The sequence below is a fragment of the Ensifer sp. BR816 genome (assembly GCF_000378985.1).
Taxonomy (GTDB): domain Bacteria; phylum Pseudomonadota; class Alphaproteobacteria; order Rhizobiales; family Rhizobiaceae; genus Sinorhizobium.
In genome coordinates this window covers 1,901,172-1,911,743 of the sequence record NZ_KB905370.1, presented here as the reverse complement: position 1 = coordinate 1,911,743, position 10,572 = coordinate 1,901,172, and the positions used below count along the sequence as shown (strand labels likewise).

11 protein-coding genes are annotated in these 10,572 nt (G+C 62.8%); all 11 read right to left on the bottom strand.

All coding sequences use genetic code 11. The features are described 5' to 3' along the window. Positions 1-10 precede the first annotated feature (10 nt). Complete coding sequence (locus RHIBR816_RS0109135; RefSeq protein WP_018236221.1) at positions 11-292, bottom strand: VirB3 family type IV secretion system protein; 282 nt, start codon at positions 290-292, stop codon at positions 11-13. Continuing rightward, entirely contained in the window at positions 292-555 is a 264-nt protein-coding gene (locus RHIBR816_RS0109130) for a TrbC/VirB2 family protein (RefSeq protein WP_245262702.1), read from the bottom strand. Before RHIBR816_RS0109130 ends, RHIBR816_RS0109135 begins: the two co-directional genes overlap by 1 nt. 77 nt (positions 556-632) lie before the next feature. Then, a complete protein-coding gene (trbB, locus tag RHIBR816_RS0109125; RefSeq protein ID WP_018236219.1) occupies positions 633-1,640 on the bottom strand; it encodes a P-type conjugative transfer ATPase TrbB in 1,008 nt (335 codons plus the stop codon). A gap of 179 nt (positions 1,641-1,819) precedes the next feature. Further along, on the bottom strand, positions 1,820-2,707 hold the full coding sequence (locus RHIBR816_RS0109120; RefSeq protein WP_018236218.1) for a LysR substrate-binding domain-containing protein: 888 nt from the start codon (positions 2,705-2,707) through the stop codon (positions 1,820-1,822). Between the two features lie 171 nt (positions 2,708-2,878). Continuing rightward, a complete protein-coding gene (locus RHIBR816_RS0109115; RefSeq protein ID WP_034815133.1) occupies positions 2,879-4,324 on the bottom strand; it encodes a Glu/Leu/Phe/Val dehydrogenase in 1,446 nt (481 codons plus the stop codon). Between the two features lie 43 nt (positions 4,325-4,367). Continuing rightward, positions 4,368-4,865: a UPF0262 family protein gene (locus RHIBR816_RS0109110; protein WP_018236216.1), complete on the bottom strand. Its 498-nt coding sequence runs from the start codon at positions 4,863-4,865 to the stop codon at positions 4,368-4,370. A 12-nt stretch (positions 4,866-4,877) separates the two neighbouring features. Beyond that, the gene (locus tag RHIBR816_RS0109105; RefSeq protein ID WP_018236215.1) at positions 4,878-6,059 is read right to left on the bottom strand and encodes an acetyl-CoA C-acetyltransferase; all 1,182 of its coding nucleotides are present in this window, start codon (positions 6,057-6,059) and stop codon (positions 4,878-4,880) included. Between the two features lie 72 nt (positions 6,060-6,131). After that, positions 6,132-6,761: a 3-oxoacid CoA-transferase subunit B gene (locus RHIBR816_RS0109100; RefSeq protein WP_018236214.1), complete on the bottom strand. Its 630-nt coding sequence runs from the start codon at positions 6,759-6,761 to the stop codon at positions 6,132-6,134. Between the two features lie 18 nt (positions 6,762-6,779). Continuing rightward, the gene (locus tag RHIBR816_RS0109095) at positions 6,780-7,478 is read right to left on the bottom strand and encodes a CoA transferase subunit A (protein ID WP_018236213.1); all 699 of its coding nucleotides are present in this window, start codon (positions 7,476-7,478) and stop codon (positions 6,780-6,782) included. Positions 7,479-7,585: 107 nt separating this feature from the next. Next, positions 7,586-8,995 (bottom strand): aldehyde dehydrogenase family protein, encoded by a 1,410-nt coding sequence (locus RHIBR816_RS0109090; RefSeq protein WP_018236212.1) that lies wholly within the window; start codon positions 8,993-8,995, stop codon positions 7,586-7,588. Between the two features lie 140 nt (positions 8,996-9,135). Further along, positions 9,136-10,539 (bottom strand): aspartate aminotransferase family protein, encoded by a 1,404-nt coding sequence (locus tag RHIBR816_RS0109085; protein WP_018236211.1) that lies wholly within the window; start codon positions 10,537-10,539, stop codon positions 9,136-9,138. Positions 10,540-10,572: the final 33 nt, after the last annotated feature.

Sequence of the window (10,572 nt, the reverse complement as noted above, 5' to 3'; positions counted from 1 at the left end):
CAGCCGCACCTCACACGCCAAGATGCGCGGGATAGCGCAGGTGCCGGCGGCCGACGTCGACGAACTGCGCATCGCGCCGCGCCGCCCAGACCGCCGCGAAATGGCCGATTGCCCAGATTGCCAGACCGGCAAGCCAGAGGCGAAGCCCGAGGCCGACGGCGCCGGCGAGCGTGCCGTTGACGATGGCGACCGCCCGAGGCGCACCGCCGAGCAGGATCTGCTCGGTCAGCGCCCGGCGGACCGGCGCGTAGTAGCCGCGGATCTCGTCATGTTCGTTTGCGAAGGCCGCCATCAGACCAGCGCCCCGCCACCGAAGGAGAAGAAGGAAAGGAAGAAGCTTGACGCGGCAAAGGCGATCGACAGACCGAAGACGATCTGGATCAATCGGCGGAAGCCGCCCGACGTATCGCCGAAAGCGAGCGCGAGGCCGGTGGCGATGATGATGATCACCGCGACGATCTTGGCGACCGGTCCCTCGATGCTTTCGAGGATTTTTTCGAGCGGTTCCTCCCAAGGCATGGACGAACCGGAAGCGTGCGCGGGCAGCGCGGACATCAGCGAGATAGAGGCCAGCGTGGTCGCCCAAACGAGACCGCGGCGGGCTCTATTGACGAGGGAAACTGCGGGCAAGGTCATGTGTCTTCTCCTTTCGGGAGCGGTTGGCGGTCGGGAGCAAGGTGAGCGTTGAGGGTGCGGTAGTCGCCGGTCACCGGATCGAGCCCTTCGACAAGCGCGATCTCGGCAAGCCGGCGGGCAACGCCGCGGCCGGAGAGCACGGCGATCAGGTCGATGGTGTCGGCGATCATCGCCCGCGGCACCGTGATCACCGCTTCCTGCACCAGTTGCTCCAGGCGCCGGAGTGCGCCGATCGCTGTATTGGCGTGAATGGTGCCGATGCCGCCCGGATGGCCGGTGCCCCAGGCCTTGAGAAGATCGAGCGCTTCGGCGCCACGCACCTCACCGATAGGGATGCGGTCGGGTCTGAGGCGCAGGGACGATTTGACCAGATCGGATAGAGAGGCGACGCCGTCCTTGGTGCGGAGCGCGACGAGATTGGGGGAGGCGCATTGCAGTTCGCGCGTATCCTCGATCAGCACCACCCGATCGGAAGACTTGGCGACTTCGGCCAGCAGCGCATTAGTGAGCGTCGTCTTGCCGGTCGATGTGCCGCCGGCGACGAGAATGTTCTTCCGTCGTTCGACTGCGAGGCGCAGCACATCGGCCTGCGCCTCTGTCATGATGCCGGCGGCGACATAGTCGGCGAGCGTGAAGACGGCGACGGCGGGCTTGCGAATGGCAAAAGTGGCGGCAGCGACCACCGGCGGGAGCAGCCCTTCGAAGCGCTCACCGGTTTCCGGAAGCTCGGCCGATACACGTGGGCTTCCGGGATGCACTTCAGCGCCGACATGGTGAGCGACGAGACGGACGATGCGCTCGCCATCGGCCGCAAGCAGCCTCTCGCCGGTGTCGGTGAGCCCTTCCCTCAGTCTGTCGACCCACAGCCGGCCGTCCGGATTGAGCAAGACCTCGACGACCGCGGGGTCTTCGAGATGGCGTGCTATGGCGGGCCCGAGCGCTGTGCGCAACATGCGCGCGCCACGCGACATCGCTTCCTGGTTCTGGTGGTGCTGTCCCGGCATGGTGTCCCCGCTTCCGGCGATCGGCCAAGGGGCGGATCGCGACGGGGACAATCAAGAAAGGCAGAAATATGCGCGCAGCAACAAGGGAATCCTGGGCGTAGTAGCCGGGCGTAGCTACTCGTAAAAATACTTGCGCTGTCGTAGGCGCGTTCGCCGGCTGACGCGTGGCAACTGGCGACTCAAACGACGCAGCGGAAGGTCTCGAAGAAGTTCTTGAGAACTGGATTGGAATTGTCCGGCCGCCAGCAGGCGATGTAGCCGAGCCGGATGCCGCCATTGCCATCATGCACGGGTCGGAGCACGACGCCCTGCCCAGGCGTTAGCTGTACGCCCTCGCACTGCAGGCTGATCCCCTGCCCGCTCGCAACCTCGCCCAGAATGCTTTCGCGGCTCAGCTGCCGCGTGATGATCTCCGGATGATCGGAAGGTGCTGCAAGATGACGAAGAACGATGTTGCGGATGTCGGGACCCGGATCATCGTGAGGCAGTAGAAACCGCTCACCCTTCAGCTCCGACCAATAGACCGTCGCCTTTTCGGCCAACGCGTGGTCTTCCGGCAGGGCCACCATCATTTGCGCGGACCACAGCGGCATGGAGTCCAGAAGCTCAGTCCGGCCCGTTTCGCCGAGGACGATGGCGAGATCGATGGTCCCCGACATCACGCCGGCCTTGAGCTCGATATAGGAGGCCTCCATCAGCTCGATGTCCGCGCCTGGAAACTTGCTCCGGAACGTCTTCAAGGCCATGCGGAAGCAACCAGATGACATTGATCTGTAGAAGCCGATCACAAGGCGTCCGGTGTTGCCGGCGCCACTTGCCCTCGCCCGCTCGGAGAGCCGCTGAAATGCGTCGATGATGCGCCGGGCGCCGACGACGAACTCTTCGCCAGTGGGCGTCAGCCGTGCCCCCGATGTCGCCCGGTCGAAGAGGAAAACGCCGAGTTCGTCCTCAAGCTCGCGGATGCGCTTGCTGATGATCGGCTGGCGCACATTCAGTTCGTGGCCAGCAGCGCTGAAGCTTCCGTTGCGGGCGGCTGCAACCACATATCGCAGATGACGTAGGTCCATTTGTCCTCCTCACAATTTTTCTTCCTCAGGATCGACAGCCTCGTCGCGGTTTGACATTGCCAAAGCCAACCTTTGGAATACTCAGAGAAAGCGGCTGCCGTCGGGACCTGTTCGACGGCAGCCAAGGCGCCTCGGGAGGAGGCGGGGGAAAGCGTCGGAGATTTTCTCCGTTTAGATCCCGATCGCTTCATAGGCATCTGCAATCTGCCGGATCGACGCGACATAAGCGGCGGTTCGGTAATCACTGAGTTCCGGTTGCTGTTCGATCAGGTCGGCGATGCGTATCCAGGTGCTGCGCATGACGTCTTCCAGTCCGGAACGAACAAGATCGATTTCAGCGCCGCCTTCCAGGAACTCGTCGCGTATATCGGCGGGGAATTCCTTGCCGGTCATGCGCTCTAGCGTCGTGGCAATCGTCTGGTTGCGCCGTTCGCGCCGGCGCCGTTCCATCAGGCCAAAGGGGATATGCGTCAGGTTCTTCACCCACTCGAAATAACTGACGACCACGCCGCCGGCATTGACGTAGAGATCGGGAAGGATGGTGACGCCACGGGTGCGCAGCACCTTGTCGGCATCGAAGGTCACCGGGCCGTTGGCGGCTTCGACCACGAGATGCGCCTTTATGCGCACCGCATTGCCGGCATGGATGGCATTTTCCATCGCCGCCGGAATGAGCACGTCGCAAGGCTGCTCGATGCCGCTCATGTCGCCGGGAAACGAGGTGGCGCCCTCGAAGCCCAGGATGCTGCCGGTCTTGATCTGATGCTGCTTCAGTGCCTCGACCGCAATCCCATCGGCGTTAGTGACATAGCCGTCGCGTTCAGCAACGATCGTCACCCGGGCACCGTCTTCTTCGGAGACGAACTTTGCCGCGTGGTAGCCGACATTGCCAAATCCCTGGACGATAACTGCAGCACCCTTCAAGTCGCGCTTGCCGTTCAAGCCGGCAGTGCGCGGATCGCGGAGATAGCTCTGGATGGCAAACTGCACGCCGCGGCCGGTGGCTTCGGTGCGGCCGGCAATGCCACCCTTCGACAACGGCTTGCCGGTGACGCAGCCGCGCGCATTGATGACGTCGGTCGGGTTGGCGCGGCGAAACTCGTCCATCATCCAGGCCATTTCGCGCTCGCCTGTGCCGATGTCGGGTGCCGGCACATTGACGCCGGGGCCGATCAGTCCACGTTTGTTGAGTTCCTGGGTGAAGCGGCGGGTAATGCGCTCAAGCTCCTGCGGCGTCCATTCGCGCGGATCGATCTTCAGCGCCCCCTTCGAGCCGCCGAACGGCACATCGACGAGCGAGCATTTGAGCGTCATCAACGCGGCAAGCGCCTCGACCTCTTCGGCATCGGCATTCGACGCATAGCGGATGCCGCCTTTGACCGGCTCACAGTGCTCGCTATGCACCGATCGCCAGCCGATGAAGCTGAACATGCGGCCGCGCAGTCGGACGCCGAAGCGCACCGTATACGTCGAGTTGCACTGCATAATGCGGTCGGACAAGCCTTCCGGCAGGTCGAGGAAAGTCATCGCATGGCGGAAGTTCTGGTCAACGCTATCCAGAAAGCCGGCGGAACTCGTCTGTCCGGGGTGTACATCGCGTTGGGGTATTGCATTCACTTGGGGTTCCTCCTGGGTCGGGAAGTCTCGGGCCGCATTCGTCTCAGCTCAGCAGAACTCGAGGGTCGGCATTGCGAATGAGTAGGGCGTAGATCAGCGTGAACAGCCGGCGGGCGGTGTGGTTGTCGATATTCACTTTCGCTGACAACCGGGCTCGAAGCAGTTCGGCAGCCTCGTTATGGACGCCACGCCGGCCCATATCGATCGCCTCAAGGCGCTCAGGCCCGGGGTGGCGGACGGCGTCGTAGTAGCTCTCGCAGATGCGGGTGTAGTCTTTGAGCAATCGCCGGAAGGGCGTCAGCGACAGGTGATGACTGACGACATGGTCGCCCTGATTATCGGCGACATGCAATGCCAGGCGCCCGTCAACCGCTGCGATCCTGAGGCGATAGGGTCCGCCGTCGTGGCCGACGGGAATAAATGTGTTGGATTCCAAGAGGTCGATGACCGCGAGCGCTTGCTCTCGCTCAATTCTCGCATCCCGGCCACCAAACGACCGGTCGAGCGATACGTCGCAGAGACGATATTCGGTGGAGGCCATAAGCTTGCCTCCTCAAAGCGCTTCCACGCACATGGCGACGCCCATGCCCCCGCCTATGCAGAGCGTTGCAAGCCCCTTGGAAACGCCGCGGCGCTTCATTTCGAAGAGCAGCGTGTTGAGCACGCGGGCACCGGAAGCGCCGATCGGGTGGCCGATGGCGATCGCGCCGCCATTGACGTTGACGATGCCAGGATCCCAGCCGAGGTCCTTGTTGACCGCGCAGGCCTGGGCGGCGAACGCCTCGTTGGCTTCGACGAGTTCGACATCGCCGATCGCCCAGCCGGCCTTTGCCAGCGCCTTGCGCGAAGCCGGGATCGGGCCGGTGCCCATGACCTGCGGATCGACGCCGGCGGTTGCCCATGAAACGATGCGGGCAAGCGGCTGGATGCCGCGCTTGGAAGCCTGTGCTTCGGTCATCAAAAGCGTGGCGGCAGCGCCGTCATTGAGGCCGGAGGCGTTGCCGGCGGTGACCGTGCCTTCCTTGTCGAAGGCCGGACGCAGCTTCGTCATCTGGTCGAGCGTTGCGCCGTGGCGGATGTATTCGTCCTGGTCGACGGTGACGTCGCCCTTGCGGGTCTTGACGATGAAGGGAATGATCTCTTCCGCGAAGCGGCCGGCCTCCTGTGCCGCCTCAGCCTTGTTCTGAGAGGCGAGCGCGAACGCGTCCTGCTCGTCGCGGGAAAGCTGCCACTGGCGGGCGACGTTCTCGGCGGTTATGCCCATGTGGTAGCCGTGAAACGCGTCCGTCAGGCCGTCCTTGATCATCGTGTCGATCATCTTGAAGTCGCCCATCTTCACCCCGCCGCGCAGATGCGAGCAGTGCGGCGCCATCGACATCGACTCCATGCCGCCGGCGACGATGATATCCGCATCACCCGTTGCAATCTGCTGCATGCCGAGCGCCACGGCGCGAAGGCCCGAACCGCAGAGCTGGTTCATCCCCCAGGCGGTCTTGCCCTGCGGGATCCCTGCCTTCATCGCCGCTTGACGCGCCGGGTTCTGGCCCTCGCCGGCCGGCAGCACCTGGCCGAGGATCACCTCGTCGACCTCGCTGGCTTCGACGCCCGCCCTCTCGAGCACGCCCTTGATGACGGCAGCGCCGAGCTCGTGCGCCGGCGTGTTGCCGAACGCGCCGTTGAAAGATCCGACCGCGGTACGGGCGGCGCTGGCAATGACGATCGATGGGGTGCTCATGATGGTCTCCTCTCTTGGTCCTTGCGAAGCCGGCAACGGCCGGCTCCAGCGTCTCGGCAAAAGCCCGCAGGCTCAGTTGACGATGGTTGCATCGGTGGCGCTGCGGATCTCGCCGTCGGTGACACCGTCGGCAAGCTCGACCAGCTTCAGTCCGCCATCGACGACGTCGAGCACACCGAGATTGGTGATGATCCGATCGACGACGCTTTGTCCGGTCAGCGGCAGGGTGCATGCCTTCAGCACCTTGGATTCGCCCGCCTTGTTGGTGTGGTCCATAACGACGACCACGCGCTTGACGCCGGCAACCAGATCCATCGCACCGCCCATGCCCTTGACGAGCTTGCCGGGGATCATCCAGTTGGCGAGGTCGCCGTTCTCGGCCACTTCCATGGCGCCGAGGATCGCCATGGCGATCTTGCCGCCTCGGATCATCGCGAAGCTCTGCGCCGAGTCGAAAAAGGCCGAATGCGCCAGGGCCGTCACCGTCTGCTTGCCGGCATTGATGAGATCGGCATCGATCTGATCCTCCGTCGGGAACGGGCCGATGCCCAGCAGACCGTTCTCCGACTGCAGCGTCACATGGACGCCTTCGGGGATATAGTTGGCAACCAGTGTCGGAATGCCGATGCCGAGATTGACGTAGGTGCCGTCTTCGAGTTCGCGGGCGGCGCGCGCCGCCATCTGGTTTCTGTCCCAGGCCATGTCTCTTCCCCCTGCCCTTCAAGCCGCCGTGCGCGTGGTGCGCTGCTCGATGCGTTTTTCGTGCTGACCCTGGATCAGACGATGCACGTAGATGCCCGGCACATGGACGTGATCGGGATCGAGACTGCCAACCGGGACGATCTCCTCGACTTCGGCGACGCAGATCTTGCCGCAGGTGGCGGCCGGCGGATTGAAGTTGCGCGCCGTCTTGCGGAAGACGAGGTTGCCCGTGGTGTCAGCCTTCCAGGCCTTGACGATCGATAGGTCCGCGACGATCCCGGTCTCGAGAACATAGGTCTCGCCGTTGAAGGCCTTCGTTTCCTTGCCCTCGGCAACGACGGTACCGACCCCGGTCTTGGTATAGAACCCGGCAATGCCGGCGCCGCCGGCCCGCATCCGTTCTGCGAGCGTGCCCTGCGGATTGAACTCGAGCTCAAGTTCGCCGCTCAGATATTGCCGCATGAATTCGGCGTTCTCGCCGACGTAAGACGAAATCATCTTTCTGATCTGCTTGGTCTTCAGCAGAACGCCGAGGCCGAAATCGTCGACGCCGCAATTGTTCGAGGCGATCGTCAGGTTCTTGGTGCCCGCCTGACGGATTGCGTCAATCAGCAGCTCTGGAATGCCGCACAGGCCAAAACCGCCCGCGGCGATGAACATGCCGTCGAACAGCAAGCCATCAAGTGCCGACCGCGGATTCTCGAAAATCTTGTTCATACTCCCCCCATCAGGTTCGTCGATCGCGACGCCGAGGCGCCTCGCAAATTCAGTTCATTGGTTTTCGGGCGCTCGCAGCGGTATTGAGCCGGTGCGAGCAACTTCGTTCACCCACGATTGATGCAAACGACCTTCGGCTGGGTCATCTCTTCATAGGCGAAGTGAACGCCTTCCCGGCCCATGGAGCCGTATTTGGAACCGCCGAATGGCATGGCGTCGAAGCGGTAGTCCGAGGAGTCGTTGATCATCACCCCGCCGGCTTCGATCCTGTTTGCGGCGTCAAGTGCGACCGACAGGTTGCTGGTGAAGATGCCCGCATGCAGGCTATATTCCGGATCGTTGGCCAGATCGATCGCTTCATCAAGCGTCTCGAACGGTGCAAGCATGACGACAGGGGCGAACACCTCCTCGTGCCAGAGGCGGCAGGTCACCGGCGTACCTTCCAGCACAGTCGGGTGATAAAGCGACCCCTCGCGCTTGTGACCGCAGAGCAGTTTCGCGCCGACAGCAATCGCATCATTGACCGCCGCTTCAGTGCGCTCGGCGACTTCCTTTGAGATCATCGGACCGACATCCGTGTCCTCGCGCAGCGGATCGCCGGCCTTGAGCTTTTTCGTCGCGGCGACGAAGGCGTCGCGGAACCGCTCATAGATGTCGGCTTGCACGAGGACCCGCTGGGCGCCGATGCAGTTCTGCCCGGCCGCCCAGAATGCGCCGGATACGCAGCCTTCGACCGCCTTGTCGAAGTCGCAGTCATTCATGACGATGACCGGCGCATTGCCGCCGAGTTCCATCGCCAGTTTCTTCAGGCCCGCCTTGCGGCTGATGGCTTCACCGGTAGCAAAGCCGCCGGTAAATGAGACCATGCGGACCTCCCGTGCGGAGACGAGAGCCGAGACGATTTCTCGATCGCCGTGAACGACGGTAATGATCTCGCGCGGCAGGCCGGCTTCCACCAAGGCTTCGACAAGATTGATCGAGGAAAACGGCGTCAGGTTCGACGGCTTCAGCAATACCGCATTGCCGCCGGCGATCGCAGGACCCAGTTTATGCGCCACCAGGTTCAGCGGATCGTTATAAGGCGTGATGGCGGTAATGATGCCGAGCGGCTCGCGGGTGAACCAGCCCTGGCGCTGCTCCGATCCCACATAGGCGTCGAAGGGTACGATTTCGCCGGCATTGCGCTTTGCCTCTTCGGCAGACAGCTTCAAAGTATTGACGCAACGAAGCACTTCCTTGCGCGCCTGAACGATCGTCTTGCCGGCTTCCCGCACGATGGTTTCGGCGAAAGCGTCACGGCGGCTTTCGATAATCTGCGCAGCCCCTTCCAGGATGCTCGCACGCTTGTGTCTTGGCAGCTTAGCGGAAAGCTCCGCACCGCGACGGGCGCGGGCGAGGAGTTCACCGATTTCGCTCGCATCTGTGGCCTCAATCGTTCCGAGGACAGACCCGTCGTAGGGGCTATGGACGGTGATCGGAGCCAAGCTGGTCGTGATATGAAGTTTGGCGGCGGTCATGGGCCGGCTTCCTCTTTCCCTGATGGTGCGCATCTGTGCAACGGTTGAGTTCATTGGTCAGGGCAAGGGTATGGCCCCTGCCCTGTTCGGATTTCGTTGGAAGCGAGTAGGTACGTGGGGAGCTACCCAGCCGTCTTCGCTTAGATTTTCTTGCCGTCGCGAACGAGATCGTCCATGACCGAGCGCACCGCCTTTTCGGCGATGGAGACGATCTCGTCGACTTCCGCCCTGGTGGTGACAAGCGGCGGCGCAAAGCCCAGAATGTCACCATGCGGCATGGCACGGGCGATGAGGCCGCGGTCTCGGGCCGCCTTGGAGACGCGAGCACCGACCTTCAGCGACGGATCGAAGCGCTTCTTGTTCTCGCGGTCGGCGACGAATTCGATCGCGCCCATCAGGCCGACGCCACGCACTTCACCTACGATCGGCAGCTGCGCGAATTTCTCCTTGAGCTGAGCCTGGAAATAGGCGCCGACCTCGCGGGCGTTGCCGGGCAGGTCTTCCTTCTCGACGATGTCGAGCACCGCATTTGCAGCGGCCGCGCCGATCGGGTGGCCGGAATAGGTGTAGCCGTGCGAGAAGGCACCGACCTTGTCAGCCCCCTCTTCCATGACCTTGTAAACCTTCTCACCGACGATCGAAGCGGAGAGCGGGAAATAGGCCGAGGTCAGGCCCTTGGCGACCGTGATCAGGTCGGGTTCTATGCCATAGTGCTGCGAGCCGAACATCGAGCCGGTGCGGCCAAAGCCGGTAATGACTTCGTCGGCGATCAGCAGCACGTCGTGTTTCTTCAGCACCGACTGGATGGCTTCCCAGTAGCCTTCCGGCGGCGGCGTGATGCCGCCGGTTCCGAGAACCGGTTCGGCGATGAAGGCGCCGACGTTGTCGGGACCGAGACGCTCGATCATCTGGTCGAGTTCGGCGGCGCGGCGGGCGGAGAATTCCCGTTCGGTTTCGCCCGGGTTGGCGCCCCAATAGTGATGCGGCACACCCGTATGGACGATCTGCGGCAGCGGCAGATCCATATGGTCGTGGTAGAAGCTCATCCCGGTCATCGATCCGGAGACGACGCTACATCCGTGATAGCCGCGTTCGCGCGAGATGATCTTCTTCTTCGTCGGCTTCCCACGTAGGTTGTTGTAGTACCAGACGAGCTTGGCCTGGGTCTCATTGGCGTCCGAACCGGACATGCCGTAGAACACCTTACTCATCTTGCCGGGCGCCATCTTCACGAGACGGTCGGACAGGATCGCAAGCTCGTCGGTCGTGTGCGCGGCGTACGAGTGATAGTAGGCCAGCCGATAGGCTTGGCGGGAGATCGCCTCAGCGACCTCAGTCCGGCCATAGCCGACGTTGACGCAGTACAGTCCGGCAAAGCCGTCAATCAGCTGGTGACCGTGAGCATCCTGGATGCGGATCCCCTTCCCGGTCTCGACGATCGTCGGCTCGCCAAGCTTGCCCGTGGCAAAGTCCTTGAGCTGTGTGAACGGATGCAGGACGCTGTTGCGGTCCTTCTCGCTGATGTCTTTAATATTGATGTTCACTTTAGTTCCTTTGCTGCTTCTGACGTTTTGAAC